The following is a 20,009-nucleotide window of genomic DNA, read 5'->3' on the forward strand; positions in this document are numbered from 1 at the left end:
TATCTCTTATTTTAGTGGTGACCAGGGTATGTTTTACCATGTGTACGCGTTATGCCGGCATCATCCATTTTCTTCAGTAAAGCCTTCATTTCTGTCGCTACACCTGGATCATGATCAAAATGCCAGTGCGGATCTGCTCTTCCGGCAACTTTGTTAGCAATATCTTTATCTATCTGTTTATCCATCCTGGCTAAAGATTCTTTTGATCTCGGGCCTTTGGAGAAGTTATCAGATTTGAACTCAATATCTTTGCCGTCGTAATATTTATCGTAGTTACGACCGCTTATAGACCGTCCCTTATTACCTGTTCCAAATATCTCATCGGCACGTTTATCATGCCATTGTTTGGCCCAGTTGAGCCAGCCCCTGCCTGATCCCGCTCCTGCACCACCAGCCAATCCATACACGTCTACCCAGCTATTCGGATCATGCACATAGCTGTAAAATTTCATACCTCCCAGCAATCCAATTGGATCCTGGGAAATATACATGCCGCTTCCGGAGTCGTAGTACCGGAACCTGTTATAACTTAACCCTGTTTCGGCGTCTTCATATTGTCCCTGATAAAGATAATTACAAAATGTTTTATCACCATGCAGGCGTCTCACTTTTCCGTAGCAATCAAGTTCGCGCTCCCAAACTTTATTTCCTGATGTATCAAATGCGTGCACCGGCGTACCAAGGTGATCTGCAACAATACTGTAAGATCCTGCTGCGGTGAGCTTCGCGCAGGGTACCAGGGAACTTTCTTCAAATACCCAGGTTACCAGGTTGTCTACCGGCTCCTGTTCAATCTGCAACGCCCCATCGGCTACTGCTTCCAGGTGTGGTGGATAATCACCCGTATACTGCCATTCATGCAATGGCACATTGCCATCCCATAACCAGCGGGTTACCTCCTGCTTCCGTTTATTTACCTTCGCAATACGCCTTCCCAGCGGATCATAACTGAATACAATTTCTCCTCCTGCCGGTGTGATCACTTTCCACAGCCATCCGTTTGCTTTCCACTCATATACCCAGCCGGTACGGCTTCCCTTCAACACTATTTTGTTTGCTCTGGCCCATGCCTGCTTATCTTCCGCTACCTGGTGGTTGTGACGGAATTCCTTGCAGATAAGATTTCCTTCTCCATCATAGTAATAGAAGTAATCCGGGCATTCCAGTAAGCGTCCGCCTTTGCCATACACGCGATCAGTTCGTGCAGGTGTTCTGAAAAGATGCCCCAGCTTATCGGGTATGCGATAAACGGTATCGACTGCGTTACTGTTTGACTGACCGTAGGAAGCACTTACCAGGTTATCAAATTCATCGTAGGAAAACTGCGCCTGCGCACCACTCAGTTCATTCACCATCCGCCGCAGCTTTGTATTTTTTCCCCATTCATAACGAATACGGCTCTGTTCTGCCTTATGAACCCCGATAGATTGCCTCACCACCTTTCCCTGCTTATCACGCTGTGTTTGCACGGTTACTCCACCGGATAACATCCGCAATACTTCCAATCCACTTTCATTATGTTTCCACTGCGCCTGCCAGGAATTATCGGTTCCATCAGTTGCCTGCATTCCATCTACATATCCTGCGGCATGGTGTTCCAGGTGAATAGCCGCGCCCAACGTACTTCCTACAAAAACCGGTTCTCCCCATTCATTATATTCGCGGGTTACTGCGTAAGCGCCTTGTATTTCACCGATAGTGTGCCCATACGCATCGCGTTGAATGGTAACTACGCCGTCTTCATTGAAGGCGCCTGTCAGCTGCCCGTCTTTGTTATATCCATATGCCGTTACGCTGCCGTCACTGTACTCCTCCCGCACCAGTAAACCGGTACCATCATATTCGCAGGCAGTCCAGCGATTGTCTGGCCGGAATATCTTTTTCACACGGCCTGCGGCATCCCGCTCGTAGTGGTAATGCACACCATCGAAGCCCCATTCATTAATGATATTCCCGTTTGCATCCGGCTCCTGCCGGTACAGCTCTCCACCTTCATTGGCAATACTGCGTAACTGCAACTCCTTGTCATAATTAAACCGGACATTTACGCCATGCTGACTTCTTCCCGTTAACACGCCCAGTGGTCCATAAGTAAAACTTACTTCCCGATGGCCGTCTCCTGCCTTTATCATGTTGTCAGCGGCGTCGTAGCTAAACAGATGAATACTGCCATCGGCTTCTTCCACGCGAATAACATTACCGGCAACATCATACTCATATGCGTACCAGTAACCCGTTTCAGTGGTTTCTTTTATCAACTGCCCCAATTCATCATACTTCCAGTGGCGTTGTGCATTTTCAGGTGACGTAATTTTGCTGAGGTTATGTTGCTCATCATATTCCAGCTCAAAGGTGCGGCCATTTTTATAGGTTACATGGGTAAGATAAGGGCCTGTATACCTGTATTTCGTTACCACTCCCTCCATGTTCTTTTTCCTCACTATCAGCCCTTCGTCGTTGAACATCCATTCCATTCGTTTGCCACCGGGCGTTTTAAGCCCTGTTAAGCGCTGCTCTTCATCAAAATAAAACAAGGTGGATTCCCCGTTACCATTGGTTTCTTTCACTTTATTTCCAAAGGCGTCGTATTCGTATTTCTCAGTGTTGCCGGCAGGATCTACCACTACTTCCAGTTCATCATACCTGTTGTAATGCTGCAGGGTAACACCGCCATTGCCATCAATGAATTTATAAATAAGCTGACGTTCGTCGTAATAGTAAGTTGTCGTGTGCCCGAGACCGTTAGTAACAATGGTTTTCCCTTTTTCATATCGTGCATGGTATTCCAATACGCCTTCATCTCCCCACGTATGCACACAGCGTGCATCATCTCCCTTACCTTCATATTCCCAGTAAAAATTCATTCCGCTCTGGTTCGTTAGCCGCACCAATAAGTGTCCTTTATAAAAAAAGTATTTGTTGACATCCCGCGCATTGGTAGTGCTGCTAAGATTACCGCCTTCATCAAAGGAATAACGTACCAGGTGAATAACTTCTGCTCCTTTGTGGGTGTAAATATCTTCAATGCGGCCATGGTCATCGGTGGTTACCTGTAACAGCCGGTTGCTGCTATCCACGATCCGTTGCAGATAGCCTTGCCCGTTATACCGGAACTGGATATGGAACCCGGCGGGGTTGCGGATTTCAGATAACATACAACTGCCATCGGGCCCGGGCCGGGCGTTGAAGCGATATTGAAGTTGTTCTTTATCTTCCAGGTAATAGCCGCTGCTGTCACGGCGCCACCATAACTGCTCTCCCCTGTTGAAATAGCTGCTGTTTGGCGGTATTGCCGGCATCACGGTTTCGCGGCCGTCTGCCAGGCGGATGCTGAAGTAACCGTTACGCAGGTCATACAGGCTGAGATTGTAGCTATGGTGCCAGTTGTACCCTAAAGGCCCCCGCACTTCTGCGTCGCTGTAATACGTGCGTTCCCATACCAGTGGGATAGGTCCGGGCAATTCAAAATCTATATTGTTGGAAACCACCCTGCCGGTTACGGCATCCACTGGTTCCCCAAATCTTTTACATTTAAAGTCCTGCAGCATACCAGCCAGTTTGGGAAACCGGCTTTCCATTTTATTGACGGTTTTCTGCAAAGCCGCGCCTGCTGCTTTGGACATTCCTTTCAGGCCCAGCTTAAACATCAGCTGAAACAGGTCGATGGTCGGCGGACCGCCTACCAATACCGGTTTTCCGGAGGATGTCATGATCAGCAACATGGACGTGGGCGCCATCAGCGCCATAGCCGTACTTTTTTTATTCAGCCTTGGCGGCGAAGGAAGTCCTACCAGGTTACACGACAATGCCGGATGGAACTGCGTAGAAAAAGGGCCGCCATCTGCCAGCACAGTAGAACTACCCATCCACATTTCAGAAGCCGCTTTGGGCTTCACGATCGGGAAGGGCAAATGTGCAATGATGGCGGGTAAATGCAGGATAGGTGTACCTGCATTGGCTACCCATTGGTTATGAACTTTTACGGAAGGGCTGAGCGCATGCACCAGCATTTGTGCGGTGGCTGCCAGCGAGAATGGTTCCGGTGCGGGTTCTTTCCCTTCCTCCACCGGTGGTGGTGGCGGCGGTAGTGGCACTACACTGGCAATAGCAGCCATAATAGCGCCTATGATATCGAACACCATACCGATGTGCGGCACCGGCAATAACGGCGAAGGAGGAAATACGGAATCGTGAAAGTCGATGCCTATGCCGAGGTCAAAATATTTTGCAGCGGGCATTCCCGGGAAAGCAGGTAAGATACTGGCCATTCCTTTCTGGATATGGTCCAGTGAGTTTTTCTTTTCTGCAAATAATGCCCCAAAGCCTTTGTTTTCTACAGCCATGATATGATTACTTTACTCCCTCTTGGGATAGGATCTTAGTTAAACTCAAACAAGGTTGATTTACGTCTTACAGTGGCTTTATCCATACCGTCTGCCTGTAACAATGTATGCCAGTCGTCGCCCAATAATTCCAGTAAGTTGCTTTCCAGTATTGCCAGATCTTCCGGCCCGCGGATCTTTTCACAGAGGTGTACTGCCATTGCTGCGGCATGCAGGAAAGTGGATTGCCTTCTTACTTCCCGTTCCAGGTAGCTGCCGCCGGTCATTGACAACAACAGGTTTTCAAAAGCCGTATTCATTTGCCCCAGTTCATAATGCAGGTGACCGCAAAGCCGGTATCCTTCCATGATCATAAAAGCATCGCCTTTATTCACGGCTTCCAGCGCCAGCGCTTCATAGAGTGCAATGGCCTGTTTTCGTTTCTTCTTGCCGGCCAATATAGCGGCGCGGATCATCACACAGGATTTCCAGGTGGGATACCCTGCGGGATCATTCCTGTCCATCAGCTGCCTCGACAACCGGATGGCTTTATCAGCGTAGCCTGCGCTCTTATCGGATTCACGCGCCATGAAATAAGCCTGTGCGGCTATCATCATACCAGCTACTTCATGAGGCTCGCCCCCCATTTTTTTGCTCAGTGAAAGCAGCACCGATATTTCCTGGTCCAGCGTGGGTGAATCGGGTTGTGTGGTACAATCCATCACTTTACGGATCTGTTTACGGAAACGTGCATCTACACTGATGGTGTCGGAATTGCCACCGCCTTTATCCATTTCATGGTTAATAGCGGCCACCATTTGCAGTGATGGCTGTAATATCTTTACCTGGTGGGCAAATGTTCTCGGTATGGTTATACGGGAATTAGCCGCTATATCTATCGTAACAAGCCGGATACCGTCCGGCAGTCCTTTTTTCAGTACATCGGCATACCAGGCGCCCGCATCGGGCTGCTCGGGTCTTAAGGGAGGGAAATAAATACAGCACCCGGTTTCTTCCAGTCCGCGCACACAGCCCATAAAACGTCGCAGTTCTTTCCAGATGCTTTGTACTGTTGGTGCGAGGTGGCGGTCGGGCTGATAATCTGTTTTCAGCAGCCCGTCTTTTTTCAGTGCACTGTAAACATCATATTCTTCGCGGGGTACGGGTTCAAACCATTCCAGGAATTCATTCCACAGCGACTGTTCATATGCCTCGTGATCTTCCTGGTAAGGGGAATCGAATCTGAAAAATATCTCTTTAAAAACACCAATGGCGGTACGTTCGGTTTCCAGGAATTTATCGATAATTTCCACATCCGCATACTGTATCAGCCAGATAGCCAGTTTCCATTGGTGATCACGGTCGGCGGCAGCCCATGTTTCCCTTACTTTATAAAACTCCTGCCCGATAGTTGGTGAGGTTGTCATAAGTGAGCTTTAAGGATCAGGAATTTATTTTCACCAGCCCGCCGGAAACTACTACGTCGCCATGCCCGGTCACGGTAACATCTTTTGTACCATTTACCGAAACGGAGGCGCCGGTAACGTTGGCATTTTTGCTTCCGGACGCCAGCAGGTCTTTCGATAACAAGGTGAGTGACTCTCCTCCTTTCACGATCGCGTCTTTACTGTTTACGGTTACCGTTTCGGTGCCTTCCAGGTAGATTCCTTTCTTGGCTGTGATAGAGCCCTGCTCGGAGGCTGCGATGCTGAATTTCTCTGAGGTTATTTCAACTTCTTTGGAAGATATGGACATTTTTGTTTTGGAGAAGAGAGACATTTTATCTGTGCCATCAATGAAGATGGTGTTACCGGCTTTATCTGAAACGGTAACGCTGCCATCGGCATCATTCAGCAAAATGGAGATGCCGGTGCGGGTACGGATGGCTTTCATGTCGTTGTTGGCAGTACCAAATCCCGACTTACCTTCCCCGTTATAAGTGGTTCCCAGCACGAAGGGAAGTTCGGGGTTCCCTCCTTCAAAATCCACTACCACTTCTTCCCCTTTTTCCGGTACCATGTACATGCCTTTGCTGCCACCGGCGTGCGGGCCAACCACCCTCATCCAGGGGGTCATGCCTTGTTGCTGCCATTTGAAACGGGCCCTTACCCTTCCCAGGTCTTTCGGATCATGATTGTCCACTACGATGGCGCTCTGCGCCTCACAGAAAGGCATATTTTCCAGGTTCACCGGCGGAGCGGCCGCATCTGCAGGGATACCTTCAAACTCGTTGTAATAGTCGCCGTTGCCGGTTACGTGATGGGTGAGGCCCCAGATCATGAATTTCCCATGATCATCTTTTGCATATACGTTCTCCTGGATAGAGATATGATCTCCTACGCGGAGCGCAGTATGCCTGCTGCTGCCTTTCAGTTGCACCATAGCGGCCATACGTCCTTTTTTCTGCCGGGTTACCAGCGTATCCAGTTCTGCTTTGGCATTGCTGGTAAAGGCGTGGGTCATTTTATAGGTGGATGTATTGCTGTATAATTTTTCGCTTAGTCCCTGTACATGCGAGGTATAGTCATTGACTTTCCCGGCGGGCTGTGCCACCGTGGTATTTTCCACTACTTTATTGTTCCGGTAGTCAAATCCGTTCAACTGCTGATTGTTGGGTTGCACCTTCATTTCGAGGTCGAAGCTCATGAGGTCAACCAGGTGAACCAACGATACTTCGCGGGGTTGGTATTTCCCAAAAACCAATTGTTGCCCGTTATAAAAAAACCATTCCCCGAACCGCTCGGAGAGCCGGTGGAGGAAATCAAATGATGTTTCTTTGTATTGCACTATATACTTCAGCGGCGATGTGGTATTGGGGTCTACCATCGGGCGTGCCACATATGGGCCGCAGGCTTTCAGCGTTGTGTTTACAATAGCGCCCAGGTCCTGGTTTTCAAAGGTCTGTACATGCAGGTCGTTACTCAGCAGAATAGTGGGGCTGTATCCGCGGATCACGCAAAAGCCGTGGGTGCCGTCACTTTCTTTGCCCGAGCTCACAGACATCACAATACCATTGAAAATAAGCGGTTCATACGTTTGTAATTGTTCAAAGGCCTGTATGGTAATGCTCACTTCTTTTCCCAGAAATGCTTTGGTAGCCGACACTATACCGGGGCCCAGTTCCTGCAGCCAGTCGTAGCCTATTTTTAGCTCAAAATGATGATGTCCCTGTAACTGTTGTTCCAGGCGCAGGGAATGAAATTGTTTAAACTGTTTGTCAGCAATAGATACGGTTGTTATGGTATGTAACATATACAGGGGGGCTTTTAAATTAATATGGTCCTATATCTGATCTGAAAAAGCTGGATGGGTGCTGCTGTATAAGCAACTCTCATCTCAAAAAATACCTGAAAAACGGGTTAAGGAAATCCTAGTTAACAAAATTAAATTTAAGGAAATTTATATTACAACCCCCTCATTTTATGGAAATGGGGAAAATATTTTCGGGGTCATTTTTGGGGGAAGATGATCCTGAAGTACGGATTCCTATCTACATGTTGTAACATCCGCCTGCTTACCAGGATCATCCATTCTTCTTATTAATTTTTTTGTGGTTGCACCTGCAACCCGTAAATATCTTTTAAGCGCAGCAGACAAAGTTCTTCGCCTGATTTCGGAACGCCTATCACCATTTCGCAGAACAACTGAAGTTCCTGTGAGATAACGGTGCAGTTATTTTGCTTTACCACCATCATCACGTCGTTCATGATGGTATAGTCGAAGCTGAGGTGGTATTTTGCTTCTATGTTTTTCTGGATCACGGGGATCAGTTGCAGCACCATAGCGGCGCTCATCTTATAAGCGTTGATAAGCCCCGGTACACCGAGCAGGCTGCCGCCGAAATAACGCACTACTACAATGAGCACATCCGTAATCTGTTTACTGTCTATTTGCCCCAGGATGGGCTTGCCTGCTGAGCCGGAAGGCTCTCCATCGTCGCTGGCGCGGAACTGGAGCCCCGCGGTGCCAAGGCGGTAAGCATAACAGTGATGGGTGGCCTTTGGGTGTTCTTTTTTCACCTCTGCAAGGCATTCTTTTACTTCCTCCGGCGATTTAACAGGAAATGCGTATGCGAGAAATTTGCTGCCCCTGTCTTTGAACTCTGCGACTGCTGTTTTATCAATTGTAAAATAAACCTCCATCAAAATAATTTAATACGCGCTTAAAGCTGCGCGGGATGATAAAAATCGATACGATCGCCCGCTACCTGCAGGGTATGTGTGAGCAATGCGTTGGTGAGTACCGGCGCTACCAGTCCTTCCGGTAGTGTACCCGTACCGGTTATAACACGCGCCTCATCCCACAAACCGGCCGCAATGAATTGCTGCAGCACCGCCTGGCCGCCTTCCACCAGGATGCTCTGGATCTGCCGCCTGTGTAATTGCTGCATCAGTTGCGGCAACAGGGCAGTATTGAAATCCAGTGGCAGGGTTTCGGTAAGACCGTGGGTTTCCGCCGATGCGGCAGTGATAAAGATGGTAGGAATGCTGCCATCCCACACATGATGGGACCGCGGCACTTTCAGATCCCGGTCAATGATCAGGCGTACCGGGTCTTTACCGGTCCACAGCCGGTTGTTGAGCCGGGGGTTATCATTTATGGCAGTGCGGGTACCTGCCAGGATGCCCATTTCTTCGCTACGCCATTTATGCACCAGGCGGTCGCTGTATTGATTGGATATCCGCACGGGCGCCCCGCCTGCGCCGGCGATCAGGCCATTGCTGGTTTGCGCCCACTTCAGTACAATATAAGGCCGTTGTTGTTCATGAAAAGTAAAAAAGCGGCGGTTGATTTGCCGGCAGGCTGCTTCCAGCACGCCTGTTTGCACCTGTACACCGGCTTTCTCCAGTTTTTCAATACCCTTTCCGGCTACTGCTGAAAAGGTATCCACGCAGCCAATCACCACCTGCCGGATGCCCTGTGATACGATAAGATCTGCGCAGGGCGGCGTTTTACCGTGATGCGCGCAGGGTTCCAGACTTACATACATGGTAGCCAGCGGAATGAGCGAACGTTCTTCCGGGGCCACGCTGTTCACACAGTTCACTTCCGCGTGGGCCTGCCCGTACTGCCGGTGATAGCCCTCCCCGATGATACGCCCCTGGTGTACCAGCACGGCGCCCACCATTGGATTAGGCGCTACCTGACCGGCTCCCATAGCAGCCAGTTCAAGGCAACGCTGCATATAAAATTCATTGAACGTGCTATTCATAATCACCGCGCGAAGTAATATTTTTGCAAAAGTATCGTTTTTAACGAATGGAAAATGCCGCTCCCCCAGGTTTGCACTTTTCCTGTCACATGCCTTAAACTGATTATATTGACTATACAAACGGCCTTTACCTATATTACAGGCGCCATCAGTGAACTATATGATGAGCGGGAAGCCGCCAACATCGCACATATCATAATGGAATATCTAACGGGTATGAGTAAACTGGACAGGATTGTCCACAAAACAAAAATCCTTTCCCCCGATCAGAAGCAACGTCTCCAGGCAGCCATAGAAGCGCTGCAACGCCATGAACCGGTACAATATATCACTGGCACCAGCTGGTTTTACGGCATGGAACTCATAGTTAATAAAAATGTACTTATTCCCCGCCCCGAAACAGAAGAACTGGTAGAATGGATGGTGCAGGACGCGGCACACCGCCACCGGCTTCACTTGCTGGACGTAGGCACCGGCAGCGGATGTATTCCGCTGGCACTGAAAAAATCACTGCCGGATGCGCAGGTATCTGCCATTGATGTAAGTGAAGGCGCGCTGGAAGTGGCGCGCAGCAATGCAGCACGCCAACGGCTGGAAGTGGAGTTCCTGCACCTTGATGCGTTGAACCCTGAACAGATGGCCGGTTTACCGGAGTTTGACATGATTGTGAGCAATCCCCCGTATATCACGCAGAGTGAGCAAACCTCCATGCAACAGTTGGTTTGGGGCTTCGAGCCATCACTGGCCCTGTTTGTTCCCGATAATGATGCCCTGCTGTTTTATCGACATATCTCCGAAATGGCACATTCCAGGCTGGTTCCCGGCGGCGCCCTCTATTTTGAAATCAACGAGGCGCTGGGAAAAGAAGTAGTGGCACTGATGGAAAGTATCGGGTTTACCGCAGTAACGCTGAAACAGGATATGTTCGGGAAAGACAGGATGGTAAAAGGAAAGAAGGCATAAAATAAAAAAGACCTGGTGGTATCGCACCACCAGGTCTGCTATACATTAAAGGCATTATTACTTATGAGCGGTGGCCAGTACTACTTTGGCTCCCATCTCCCTGGCCACTTCCATCACGCTCACTACATCTTCCACCGGTACAGATTTTTCCGCATTGATAACAATGGTGGGATCAATCTTTTCATTGCCGATAGAAGGCGCCAGCGCCTGTTTCAGGTGATCAAAGGTTACTTTATTGGTGCCTACAAAAAACTCGCGTTTATCGTTAATACTCACTACTACCGTTTGTTTCGACTTGGTATTGCTCTTTGCTTTTGGCAGCAGCAGTTTGATCACATTCGGATTAGCCAGGGTGGAAACAATAAGGAAGAACAACAACAGAATGAACAGGATGTCATTCAGTGCTGAGTTGTGCATTTCCACCTGTCTCTTATTTCGTCTGCGTAAATTCATGAGGGTGGTTTTAGCGGGTTGGTTCCTGCAAAATATCGATGAATTCAGCAGAAGCGCCTTCCATCTTGTTTACTACCTTGTCTATCTGGGCGTTCAGGTAACTGTAGCCGATAAAGGCCACGATACCGATAATTAAACCGGAAGCGGAAGTAATCATTTTTACATAGATACCGCCGGCAATGGTGCCCAGTGTGATATCAGAGGTGATGGAGATATTAAAAAAGGTTTGGATCATCCCTGCAATCGTACCGAGGAAGCCGAACATAGGGGCAATGCCTGCAATGATAGACAGGATCACCAGGTTCTTTTCCATCCGGTAAATTTCCAGCTTACCCACATTCTCCATGGATTTTTCAATATTCTCAATAGGCTTGCCTATGCGCTGAATCCCTTTCTCGATCATACGGGCGATTGGTCCGTAGGTATTTTTTGCCAGCGATCTGGCAGATTGCATGTTACCCGTGGTGATCTGATCACGGATCATGGGCATAAAGTTATCAGGCAACCGGCCGGCTTTACTGATGGTGATGGCCCTTTCCACGAATACATATACCGCTATCAGCGAAAGTATTCCCAGGGGGATCATCAGCACACCGCCTTTCATCAGCATATCTATCAGATGGATTTCCGGCGCCGGGGCTCCGGCAGCACCAGCTGCCAGGGCTGCTGAATCAGCCGGAAGAGACGATAAAGAATCCTGTAATAATGTAATAAAACCTAACAACATGAACTATATTTTAACGGGTGCATAAGTAGAACACTACTATAAACGGTTAAAGTAATAAAATATTTGCGAATGTGCGCGGCAATATTTTACGCCTTCTCTTCCCAAACCTGTGCCAGATACACAATTGTTTGCACGGCTTTCTGCATATCCTGTATGCTCACGTATTCATGTTTGCTGTGAAGCGCCATTTCACCGGTAAAAATATTGGGGCACGGCAGGCCCATAAACGACAGGCGGGAACCGTCGGTACCACCGCGGATGCTCATTCTCAGGGGCTGTACACCTGCACGGCGAATGGCTTCTGCCGCATTGGCCGTTACCTCGGGGTGATTTACCAGCACCTCTTTCATATTGCGGTATTGTTCTGTTACTTTCAGCGTGGCCTTTGCGCCATGGTGCTTTGCCAGCACCTTATCCATGATCCGGCGCAGGAAAGTTTCATGTGCTTCAAGGTGGTCAGTTTCAAAATCACGTATAATAAAATCGATCTCCGTTTTTTCCACAGTGCCCTGTATGCGAACCGGGTGAATAAAGCCCTCCCGGTCGTCGGTGGTTTCAGGGGAAAGACCGTCTTTCGGTAACGCATCTACGATTTCACCGGCTATTTTGATCGCGCTTACCAGTTTATCTTTTGCAGCACCCGGGTGGGCGCTGATGCCATACACTGTGATCCTGGCGCCGTCAGCCGAAAAGTTTTCATCTTCCAGGGAACCCAGTTCACCGCCGTCCATGGTATAACCAAAATCTGCGGCCAGCTTCTTCATATCCACTTTTTCCACACCGCGGCCCACTTCCTCATCCGGAGTAAACAGGATGCGGATAGCGCCATGCTTCACTTCCGGATGCGTCATCAGGAAGTTGGCGGCATCCATGATTTCGGCCACGCCGGCCTTATCGTCTGCTCCCAGGAGCGTGGTGCCACTGGCTGTAATAATATCGTCGCCTTTTTTGCTGGCCAGGTAAGGATGTTCTTTTGCACTGATCACCACTGTTTCATCGTCGGGCAACACAATATCGCCGCCATTATACTGGCGATGCACAATTGGCTTCACGCCGGTGCCGCTGCTGTCTGAAGAAGTATCCACATGTGAACAAAAGCAGATCACCGGCACTTTTTTGTCGGTGTTGGCCGGAATGGTGGCGTATACATAACCATGTTCGTCCAGTGCTGCATCGGTAATACCCATTTCCTGTAATTCCTTTACCAGCAACCGGGAAAGATCCTTCTGTTTTTCCGTGGTAGGAAAAGTGTTGCTCATCGGGTCCGACTGTGTATCTATCTGTGCGTAACGCATGAAGCGTTTATCTACTGTATATGAGTAATTTGTAAACATATTGCAAACGTAAGGAAAATCATCTTCACACTCCTGCCGTAGATTATTCTGTTTTACCATCTCTCACAATATCATCAACAGTAAATTATTCTTCAAAATGCTACTTTTTTAAGACAAAAAACCAAAATTAACCGGAATGATCGAACAAACACCTAATAATAATAGGTTTGTATAGAATAAAATACATCCTATATATGCTAACCAACATTCCAGGCTATCCGAGAATAGGTAGCCAGCGTGAGCTGAAAAAAGCCTGCGAAAATTACTGGGCCGGAAAAATTTCACTGGAGCGTCTTGAGCTAACGTCAAGGCAGCTACGAAAAGAAAACTGGAGCGGGTTACAGCAAGCCGGTATTGACCTGATCCCTTCCAACGATTTCTCCTGGTACGACCAGGTACTGGATATGTGCATGACCCTGGGCGTAATTCCTTCGCGCTTTAAAGCTTTGCAGCAAACATTTGCCAACCCGGGCTGCCCGGAGCTGTATTTCGCGATGGCAAGGGGTTACCAGAAAAATAACTTCGATATCACCGCCCTGGAAATGACCAAATGGTTTGATACCAACTACCATTACCTGGTCCCTGAATTTGAATCCGCTCAGCAATATACCCTTCACCAGCCCAAGTGTGTGGAAGAATTCAAAGAGGCGCTTAGTCATGGTATCACCACCAAACCTGTACTCATCGGGCCTGTTACCTTTCTCTTATGTGGAAAAATTAAGGGAGATGACCTTACGCACGCGCAGCTGCTGGAAAAACTGCTGCCCGTTTATATTGAATTGCTAAGATCTCTTCAACAGGCCGGCGCTACATGGATCCAGCTGGATGAGCCTTTCCTGGTGACCGACCTGGACCCCGCCACCAGAGACCTTTACCAGGCCGCATATACCGCTATCAGCCAGGCATTACCTGCGCTCAAAGTACTGCTCACCACCTATTTTGGGACGCTGGAAGACAATACCACCCTGGCTTTGCAGCTGCCGGTGCAGGCGGTGCATATCGACCTGGTAAGGGCTCCGGAGCAGCTGGACACCGTACTGGCGGCCCTGCCTGCAGATAAAATGTTGTCACTCGGTGTAGTGGACGGACGCAATATCTGGAAAAATGATTATGCCGCTTCCATTGCGCTGATTGAAAAAGCAATAGGGCAAATCGGCGAAGAACGGGTACTGCTGGGTACTTCCTGCTCCCTCCTGCATGTCCCCTATAACCTGGAAGATGAAACCGCATTAGACCCCGGAATAAAACAGTGGATGGCTTTTGCCAAACAGAAAGTAGCCGAGGTAATAGCGCTGAAACACATTATAGCCGGCGATACTTCCCTGCTTGTGGATAATGAAGCGGTGATGAACAGCCGCAAAACTTCCTCCCGGATACACCGGCCGGAAGTGAAAGCCAGGCTGGAAAGTATTACCACAGCGGATACACAGCGGCACAGCATCTTCCCGCACCGCCAGAAATTACAGCAATCGGTATTACAACTTCCCCTGTTTCCCACCACTACGATCGGCTCTTTCCCGCAAACCACGGAAATAAGGCAACTCCGCGCTGATCTTAAAAAAGGGATCATCACACCGGAAACTTACAACGCCGATATCCGCCATGCCATTACGGAAACCATTTACCGCCAGGAAAGCCTCGGACTGGATGTGCTGGTGCATGGCGAGTTTGAGCGGAATGATATGGTGGAATATTTTGGCGAGCAGCTGGACGGATTTGTATTTACCCAAAATGGTTGGGTACAGAGTTACGGTACACGGTGTGTAAAACCACCGGTTATTTTTGGAGACGTACAACGGCCGGAACCCATGACCATTGCCTGGAGCCGTTTTGCGCAGTCGCTGACCAATAAGCCGGTAAAAGGCATGTTGACCGGCCCCGTCACCATTCTGCAATGGTCGTTTGTAAGAAATGACCAACCCCGTATGCAAACCGCGATGCAAATTGCACTCGCTATCCGTGATGAAGTGAAAGACCTGGAAGATGCCGGTATTACGATCATACAGGTAGATGAACCTGCCCTGCGCGAGGGCCTGCCGCTGCGTAAAGCACAGCGCGCCGCCTATCTGGAACAGGCTGTGAAAGCTTTCCGCCTGGCCGTAAGCACGGTGGATGATTCCACGCAGATCCACACGCATATGTGCTATGCGGAATTCAATGATATTATTGAGCACATCGCCGCAATGGATGCAGATGTGATTACCATCGAAACATCGCGCTCACAGATGGAGCTGCTTGAAGCATTTGCAGGATTTAAATATCCAAATGAAACCGGTCCGGGTGTATACGATATCCACTCGCCAAGAGTACCGGCGGTGGCGGAGATGGAGGCATTACTGCACAAGGCGGCCGCGTTACTGCCGCTGCGCAATATATGGGTAAACCCCGACTGCGGATTGAAAACGCGGAAGTGGCCGGAAACGGAATTGGCGTTGCGTAATATGGTAACTGCTGCAAAGAATGTGCGGCAGGCGGTGAGCAACTAGCGCCGGGGGCGTTGGGTAAATGCAGCGAAAAATCATCTGCGCTGCATTTACTGAATGCTGTGTAAAATCCGTAATTTTAGGGATGGCATGTCATGAAACCGTAACCTGTCCGCGGTGCGAACGCACCTTTGAATGCCGCGTAGGCACTATTCTGCGCTGTCAGTGCCAGGATGTGGTGTTGAGTGAAGAAGAGCGATATTTCATCCAGCAAAAATACAGTGGTTGTCTTTGTGCCGACTGTTTACGTGATATGAAAACAATTTACCAGCAACCGGAAACATCGTCCTGAAACTGTTTCCCTTAATGGGTTTCCGCCGTTGTTCCATCTCCCTGAAAATCAGGCAGCAGCATAAAAAAATTTACGGATGCAAGGGTAGTGTTATCCACCGGTTCCTGCATCCGTAAATCAAAAAAATAACTGAATATTATGCGATTTCAACCAGTTCGAGGTCAAATACCAGGTCTTCGCCAGCCAGCGCGTGGTTAGCATCCAAGGTAATAAATTCGTCGCCGATAGCGGCTACTTTTACCTGGAAAACCTGTCCCTGAGGATTGCTCATCTGCAATTCCATACCTACTTCAGGATTCAGATCAGCCGGGATATTTTCTTTTGGAAAATCCATGATCATTTCATCACTTTTGGGACCATATGCCTGATCAACAGGGATATGAATGGTTTTCTTGTCGCCAACTTTCATGTCCAGCACACCATTCTCAAAACCTTTGATAACCATACCGGCACCTACCTTGAATTCGAGCGGAGCTCTACCTTCGGATGAATCAAAAGTAGTTCCGTTCGTTAAACGGCCATGGTAATGCACCTTCACTGTATCCCCGTTTTTAACAGTTTGCATAAAAATTAATTGTTTAGTGTTAATAATTACGCGCAAGATACAAAAAGCAGCCATAATCCGAGCTTTTTGATACAGTCAATAAAGCTTTGCATTATCTTAACGGTATGAACCGTATTCTCCTTCTTTGCATCTTCCTGGCAGGATGTATTTATGAAACCTCCGCGCAATATGCGGACCATGTATTGCCAGGCGCCACGCAAACAGCGCGTTACCTTCCACTGCTGAAAAACAAGCGGGTAGCGATGATGGTGAATCAAACCGCCACCATCGATAAAACGCACCTGGTAGATTCCCTGTTGAAACTGAATGTAAAAATCCAGAAGATCTTTAGTCCTGAGCACGGCTTCCGCGGCAATGCCGGTCATGGCGAAAAAGTGGCCAACAGTATCGATTCCGCTACCGGCATTCCCATTGTATCGCTCTACGGGCAACACCGTAAAGCTACCGCAGCCGATCTGAAAGATGTGGATATCCTGTTGTTCGATATCCAGGATGTGGGTACCCGCTTTTTCACCTACATTTCGTCCCTGCAGGAACTAATGGAGTCCGCAGCGGAAAATAAAAAAACACTCGTCATACTGGACCGCCCTAATCCCAACGGCGACTATGTAGACGGTCCCATCCTCGATACCGCCTACCGTTCCTTTATTGGCATGCAACCCATTCCTATTGTGCATGGCATGACGGTTGGCGAATACGCCCGGATGCTGAACGGCGAACGCATGCTTCGCAACGGCGTGCAGTGCGATATCAAAGTTATTCCCTGCGAAAACTACAGCCATAAAACATTTTACCGGGTACCTATCAAACCTTCACCCAACCTGCCCAATATGGCCGCTATCAACCTGTATTCCTCCCTCTGCTTTTTTGAAGGCACGGCACTTAGCCTGGGACGTGGTACCGACAAGCCTTTCCAGGTGTATGGCTCACCGGATTTTCCTAAAAAGGGTTACTCATTTACGCCCCGCGCCAGCGCTATCAATCCAACGCCTGTGCTGAAAGACCAGCTGTGCTACGGCTTCGACCTGAGCAATGCGCCTGAAGCCACGCCGCATGCCGGCCGTAAAATTGAATTGAAATGGCTGCTGGAGGCCTATCGCATGTTCCCTGATAAATCTAAATTTTTCATTCCTTTCTTCAGCAAACTTGCCGGTAACAACATACTACAGCAACAGATCGTGAAAGGGCTGTCTGAAGCAGAGATCCGCAAAAGCTGGGAACCCGGACTGGCGAAGTTTAAGGTTATAAGAACAAAATACCTGTTGTATTAAAAAGCAGAAGGGATAGCTTTCCGCTATCCCTTCGCTAAAATCCGCGAAAGGTCGTTATTTTTGCATCCTATGAGTAAAGATCTTCGCATTGTTTTTATGGGTACCCCTGATTTTGCAGTGGCCTCCCTCGATATATTAGTACAGAACGGATTTAACGTAGTGGGTGTGATCACAGCGCCCGATAAACCCGCCGGTCGTGGTTTACAGCTGCAGGAAAGCGCAGTGAAACAATACGCAGTAAGTAAAGGACTTACTGTTTTACAACCGGAGAAACTGAAAAATCCCGATTTTATTGCAGCCTTAAAAGACCTGAAAGCTGACCTGCAGGTAGTAGTGGCCTTCCGCATGTTGCCTGAAATAGTATGGAATATGCCGCCGGAAGGCACTATCAATGTACACGCCTCGCTGCTGCCCAACTACCGCGGCGCCGCGCCTATCAACTGGGCTATCATTAACGGCGAAAAAGAGTCCGGCGTTACCACTTTCAAACTACAGCATGAAATAGATACCGGCGACATCCTGTTTAGCGACAAAGTAGCCATCCGTGAAGATGAAACCGCCGGTGAACTGCATGATGCCCTCATGCAAACAGGCGCCCGCTTACTGCTGAGAACTGTACAAGCCATTGCTGCCGGCGATATCAAGGAAACACCGCAGGCCAATATTCCCGCGGCAGCAATAAAACATGCGCCAAAAATTTTCAAGGAAACCTGCCAGATCAACTGGCAGGAGCCATTAAATAACATCTACAACCTGGTACGCGGCCTTAGTCCCTACCCCGCTGCCTGGACTACCTTCCAGGGCAAAACGCTGAAGATATACAAAGCCCATAAGGAACTTACTACACCCGCAAAAGCACCGGGCGACTTCGACACCGATCAAAAAACCTATATAAAAATAGCAGCGCCGGACGGTTATCTCTACCTGGATGAAATCCAGCTGGAAGGCAAGAAGAAAATGGATGTGGAGTCGTTCCTCCGGGGTTATCGCTTCTAATCGCGCGGATTTTGTCTTGGCTCAGGATTACGCTGATTATACTGATTACTCGGATTTTTACTTTTGGATTTTTTTGGATTTTTAGATTAATAATTAAGGGAGATAAGAGCGAATATATCCGCTTCTATCTCCCTTAATCCTTTATAAAATCCAAAAGTAAAAATCCGAGTAATCAGTATAATCAGCGTAATCCTGAGAAAGACAAAATCCGCGATCATTAATCCTCGTAGCTCAGTTCGCAGTAGAACTTCGTTTCGTTGCTGCCGAGTGCCTGCATGGCGCTGTCGCTCAACTTGATGATGAGGCCTGCATTGGCTTTCATCTGTGGTATTACGTCCAGTACTTTGGCGTATACCGCTTTGCCGTTGAGAGGGTTGGTTACTTTGATGATGGTGCCGCGTGGTGCAGTGTTGTGCAGCGCATAGTATTTGCCTACCGCATTGCTCTTAAACCAGGTACCAGGGCCCTTTTCGGAAGTAGTTTTCTTGCCGTTATTGGTTTGCTGCTCATACAATTGTTCAAAATCAGTGCTGCTGCTAACAGGTGCAGTTTTAACCGGGGCAGGCGCAGGAGTTTCTGTTACTTCTGCTACGGGGCGTGTTTCAGGTTCTTTCTTAGCTGTTTCTTTTTCTACCGGAGGTGGGGGTGGTGGTGGTGCTTGTGTAACCACTGGTTCAGGCGCCGGTGTGGCTTTCTCCTTTACTTTTTCAGGGCGGGGAGTTGCTTCTGCGGCAGCTCCGCCGGCTTTCATAAAGCCCACAACTATGTAGCTGTTTTTTTTGAGTCCATCTCCGGAAAAATTATTCCATTGACGGATATTATCCAGCGGCACTTTATTGTAGTTTACGCTTACACGGTATAAAGTTTCTTTTTCGGATACTTTATGATATACGGGTTTGCCGGATGCATCCGCCTTTTGTGAGAAATTGGCGGTAGTGAGCGGGATGTGAAGCTTGTGGCCAAGCTGTAATCCCTGTTCCATATTCACTTTATTGGCCGCAGCAATTTCCTTCGGTGGTAATCCGTAAGCGCGGCTAAGGCTATAAAAATTTTCTCCTTTTTTAACAACATGGGATATATAGAGAGCGGGGGAAGTACCTTGTACTTCCAGCGTGTCCTGCGCCTGCGCCGCCGCTGCACTAAAACCAAACAAGACGATTGATAGAATCGATTTTATCATACTAACTCTGTTTATGATGGATATGCTGACTACTGCTCTCTTTCATTTTACGGAAACATCTGTTCCGCAAAGCATATTAATCCGGTATCACAGCAGCAGCAGATCCTGAATTTTTATCTGCTATTTCGGGCAACGAATATATGCGTTAAAATTGACAAAATTATTTAATAAACCAAACGGAGAAAATCCCTTTTTGTTGTGGCCACCGGTA

At 48.5% G+C, this 20,009-nt stretch carries 15 protein-coding genes; 5 read left to right on the plus strand and 10 right to left on the minus strand.

Annotated elements, in window-relative coordinates:
* Positions 1-11: 11 nt before the first annotated feature.
* The 5 genes from ACLHR0_RS13235 to ribD all read right to left on the minus strand — a co-directional run bounded on the left by ACLHR0_RS13235 (position 12) and on the right by ribD (position 9,507).
* A complete protein-coding gene (locus ACLHR0_RS13235) occupies positions 12-4,343 on the minus strand; it encodes a DUF6531 domain-containing protein (RefSeq protein ID WP_436487186.1) in 4,332 nt (1,443 codons plus the stop codon).
* A gap of 35 nt (positions 4,344-4,378) precedes the next feature.
* The gene (locus ACLHR0_RS13240) at positions 4,379-5,749 is read right to left on the minus strand and encodes a hypothetical protein (protein ID WP_436487188.1); all 1,371 of its coding nucleotides are present in this window, start codon (positions 5,747-5,749) and stop codon (positions 4,379-4,381) included.
* 16 nt (positions 5,750-5,765) lie between these two features.
* Positions 5,766-7,574, minus strand: a complete 1,809-nt coding sequence (locus tag ACLHR0_RS13245; protein ID WP_370908388.1) for a type VI secretion system Vgr family protein — start codon at positions 7,572-7,574, stop codon at positions 5,766-5,768.
* A 287-nt stretch (positions 7,575-7,861) separates the two neighbouring features.
* Positions 7,862-8,464, minus strand: a complete 603-nt coding sequence (locus ACLHR0_RS13250; protein WP_370908389.1) for an IMPACT family protein — start codon at positions 8,462-8,464, stop codon at positions 7,862-7,864.
* A gap of 20 nt (positions 8,465-8,484) precedes the next feature.
* Positions 8,485-9,507 (minus strand): bifunctional diaminohydroxyphosphoribosylaminopyrimidine deaminase/5-amino-6-(5-phosphoribosylamino)uracil reductase RibD, encoded by a 1,023-nt coding sequence (gene ribD / locus ACLHR0_RS13255; RefSeq protein ID WP_436487190.1) that lies wholly within the window; start codon positions 9,505-9,507, stop codon positions 8,485-8,487.
* Between the two features lie 135 nt (positions 9,508-9,642).
* On the opposite strand from ribD, the gene prmC reads away from it, so the two are divergent.
* The gene (prmC, locus tag ACLHR0_RS13260; RefSeq protein WP_429050812.1) at positions 9,643-10,497 is read left to right on the plus strand and encodes a peptide chain release factor N(5)-glutamine methyltransferase; all 855 of its coding nucleotides are present in this window, start codon (positions 9,643-9,645) and stop codon (positions 10,495-10,497) included.
* A gap of 57 nt (positions 10,498-10,554) precedes the next feature.
* On the opposite strand, the gene ACLHR0_RS13265 is transcribed toward prmC, so the two are convergent.
* The 3 genes from ACLHR0_RS13265 to pepT all read right to left on the minus strand — a co-directional run bounded on the left by ACLHR0_RS13265 (position 10,555) and on the right by pepT (position 13,011).
* Entirely contained in the window at positions 10,555-10,950 is a 396-nt protein-coding gene (locus ACLHR0_RS13265; protein WP_079470398.1) for an ExbD/TolR family protein, read from the minus strand.
* Positions 10,951-10,960: 10 nt separating this feature from the next.
* Positions 10,961-11,677: a MotA/TolQ/ExbB proton channel family protein gene (locus ACLHR0_RS13270; RefSeq protein ID WP_079470399.1), complete on the minus strand. Its 717-nt coding sequence runs from the start codon at positions 11,675-11,677 to the stop codon at positions 10,961-10,963.
* An 86-nt stretch (positions 11,678-11,763) separates the two neighbouring features.
* Complete coding sequence (gene pepT, locus ACLHR0_RS13275; protein WP_370908392.1) at positions 11,764-13,011, minus strand: peptidase T; 1,248 nt, start codon at positions 13,009-13,011, stop codon at positions 11,764-11,766.
* 194 nt (positions 13,012-13,205) lie between these two features.
* Between pepT and metE the strand changes: the two genes are divergently transcribed.
* Positions 13,206-15,497 carry a 5-methyltetrahydropteroyltriglutamate--homocysteine S-methyltransferase gene (gene metE / locus ACLHR0_RS13280; RefSeq protein WP_436487194.1) on the plus strand — a complete coding sequence of 764 codons (2,292 nt, stop codon included), beginning with the start codon at positions 13,206-13,208 and terminating at the stop codon, positions 15,495-15,497.
* Between the two features lie 82 nt (positions 15,498-15,579).
* Positions 15,580-15,786 (plus strand): cysteine-rich CWC family protein, encoded by a 207-nt coding sequence (locus ACLHR0_RS13285; RefSeq protein WP_429050815.1) that lies wholly within the window; start codon positions 15,580-15,582, stop codon positions 15,784-15,786.
* Between the two features lie 136 nt (positions 15,787-15,922).
* Here the strand turns inward: ACLHR0_RS13285 and ACLHR0_RS13290 are convergent, their stop codons facing one another.
* The gene (locus ACLHR0_RS13290) at positions 15,923-16,351 is read right to left on the minus strand and encodes an FKBP-type peptidyl-prolyl cis-trans isomerase (RefSeq protein ID WP_089904439.1); all 429 of its coding nucleotides are present in this window, start codon (positions 16,349-16,351) and stop codon (positions 15,923-15,925) included.
* A gap of 104 nt (positions 16,352-16,455) precedes the next feature.
* Between ACLHR0_RS13290 and ACLHR0_RS13295 the strand changes: the two genes are divergently transcribed.
* Positions 16,456-17,622, plus strand: coding sequence for an exo-beta-N-acetylmuramidase NamZ family protein (locus ACLHR0_RS13295; protein ID WP_436487197.1), 1,167 nt, complete (start codon positions 16,456-16,458; stop codon positions 17,620-17,622).
* Positions 17,623-17,691: 69 nt separating this feature from the next.
* Positions 17,692-18,618 (plus strand): methionyl-tRNA formyltransferase, encoded by a 927-nt coding sequence (fmt, locus tag ACLHR0_RS13300; RefSeq protein WP_436487199.1) that lies wholly within the window; start codon positions 17,692-17,694, stop codon positions 18,616-18,618.
* 217 nt (positions 18,619-18,835) lie between these two features.
* On the opposite strand, the gene ACLHR0_RS13305 is transcribed toward fmt, so the two are convergent.
* The gene (locus tag ACLHR0_RS13305; RefSeq protein ID WP_436487201.1) at positions 18,836-19,798 is read right to left on the minus strand and encodes a LysM peptidoglycan-binding domain-containing protein; all 963 of its coding nucleotides are present in this window, start codon (positions 19,796-19,798) and stop codon (positions 18,836-18,838) included.
* Positions 19,799-20,009: the final 211 nt, after the last annotated feature.

Origin of the sequence: Chitinophaga sp. ARDCPP14 (genome assembly GCF_051362515.1) — a bacterium.
In the GTDB taxonomy this organism is placed as follows: Bacteria; Bacteroidota; Bacteroidia; order Chitinophagales; family Chitinophagaceae; genus Chitinophaga.

Excerpts from the sequence above, each read along its gene's own strand:
- pepT (WP_370908392.1), bottom strand. The coding sequence starts at position 13,011 with ATGTTTACAAATTACTCATATACAGTAGATAAACGCTTCATGCGTTAC.
- ACLHR0_RS13270 (WP_079470399.1), bottom strand. The coding sequence starts at position 11,677 with ATGTTGTTAGGTTTTATTACATTATTACAGGATTCTTTATCGTCTCTT.
- fmt (WP_436487199.1), top strand. The coding sequence starts at position 17,692 with ATGAGTAAAGATCTTCGCATTGTTTTTATGGGTACCCCTGATTTTGCA.
- ACLHR0_RS13290 (WP_089904439.1), bottom strand. The coding sequence starts at position 16,351 with ATGCAAACTGTTAAAAACGGGGATACAGTGAAGGTGCATTACCATGGC.
- ACLHR0_RS13265 (WP_079470398.1), bottom strand. The coding sequence starts at position 10,950 with ATGAATTTACGCAGACGAAATAAGAGACAGGTGGAAATGCACAACTCA.
- ribD (WP_436487190.1), bottom strand. The coding sequence starts at position 9,507 with ATGCAGCGTTGCCTTGAACTGGCTGCTATGGGAGCCGGTCAGGTAGCG.
- metE (WP_436487194.1), top strand. The coding sequence starts at position 13,206 with ATGCTAACCAACATTCCAGGCTATCCGAGAATAGGTAGCCAGCGTGAG.
- ACLHR0_RS13245 (WP_370908388.1), bottom strand. The coding sequence starts at position 7,574 with ATGTTACATACCATAACAACCGTATCTATTGCTGACAAACAGTTTAAA.
- ACLHR0_RS13285 (WP_429050815.1), top strand. The coding sequence starts at position 15,580 with ATGGCATGTCATGAAACCGTAACCTGTCCGCGGTGCGAACGCACCTTT.
- ACLHR0_RS13295 (WP_436487197.1), top strand. The coding sequence starts at position 16,456 with ATGAACCGTATTCTCCTTCTTTGCATCTTCCTGGCAGGATGTATTTAT.
- ACLHR0_RS13240 (WP_436487188.1), bottom strand. The coding sequence starts at position 5,749 with ATGACAACCTCACCAACTATCGGGCAGGAGTTTTATAAAGTAAGGGAA.
- ACLHR0_RS13305 (WP_436487201.1), bottom strand. The coding sequence starts at position 19,798 with ATGATAAAATCGATTCTATCAATCGTCTTGTTTGGTTTTAGTGCAGCG.
- ACLHR0_RS13235 (WP_436487186.1), bottom strand. The coding sequence starts at position 4,343 with ATGGCTGTAGAAAACAAAGGCTTTGGGGCATTATTTGCAGAAAAGAAA.
- ACLHR0_RS13250 (WP_370908389.1), bottom strand. The coding sequence starts at position 8,464 with ATGGAGGTTTATTTTACAATTGATAAAACAGCAGTCGCAGAGTTCAAA.